At 68.2% G+C, this 979-nt stretch carries 1 protein-coding gene; it reads left to right on the forward strand.

The window, feature by feature from the left end; genetic code table 11:
* Positions 1–277: 277 nt before the first annotated feature.
* Positions 278–973 (forward strand): 3'-5' exonuclease, encoded by a 696-nt coding sequence (locus tag JVH1_RS10785; RefSeq protein ID WP_043781131.1) that lies wholly within the window; start codon positions 278–280, stop codon positions 971–973.
* The last annotated feature ends 6 nt before the right edge of the window (positions 974–979 follow it).

Consider the following 979-nt stretch of genomic DNA (forward strand, 5'->3'; position numbering starts at 1 on the left):
CAGCGCGGAACAGCGCTGAGGAACACGGACCGTGAAACCGCGCACCTACCGGTGGAACGGTTTCAGTTGGTACTCGGAGGTTGGCTTCTCATCGGACGCCACACCTCCTTGCTCTCTCGAAATGGCAGTTCACGACCTCGGCGAACTGCAGACCGGAGGACACGATACCCCCGGCGACCGGCCACGACAACCTGGGATCCCCGCCGTGTCGGTCCCGGATCCGGCGCCAGACGCGGCCGATACTGGGCGGGCAACGAATCACCACCGAGAGGCCCCCATGACCAGCTGGTCGGACAGACCGATCTGCGCGTTCGACCTGGAGACGACGGGGCCCGACCCCACCGACGCCCGCATCGTCTCCGCGTGCATCGCCGTCGTCGACGCTCACCACTTCGAGTCGCGAACGTGGCTGCTCGACCCGGAGGTTCCCATCCCGCAGGGCGCCTCGGACGTGCACGGAATCTCCACGGAGTACGCCCGGGCCCACGGGCAGGACTACGCCACCGGGTACGGGGAGATCCGCGAGGCTCTGCACGACGCATGGACCCGCGACCATGCCGTCGTCGCTTTCAACGCCTCCTACGACCTGACCGTCATGCACACCGAGGGCCTGCGCCTCGGGCTGGCCGAACTCGTCACCGGCATCGTGGTCGACCCGTACGTCATCGACCGCGAGATGGACCGGTACCGGAAGGGCAGGCGCACACTGGGCGCGGTGTGCGAGCACTACGGCATCGCCCTCGAGGACGCCCACGAGGCCGAGGCCGACGCGATCGCCGCCGCACACCTCGCCCGGACGCTCGCGCAGGAGTACCCGAATCTGCGGGCCCTCGACATCATGACGCATCAGGCCGGCTGGCACGCAGAACGGCAACGCGACTTCGCCGACTACCTCGTCCGGCAGGGCAGGGACGCATCGGACGTCAACGGCGAGTGGCCGATTCGCGGTCTCGCAGAGTTCCGCATCGCCTGATCCGAG

The sequence above is a fragment of the Rhodococcus sp. JVH1 genome (assembly GCF_000280725.2).
GTDB lineage: Bacteria > Actinomycetota > Actinomycetes > Mycobacteriales > Mycobacteriaceae > Rhodococcus_F > Rhodococcus_F jostii_A.

Coding starts and splice junctions, on each gene's coding strand:
- JVH1_RS10785 (WP_043781131.1), top strand. CDS start 278: ATGACCAGCTGGTCGGACAGACCGATCTGCGCGTTCGACCTGGAGACG.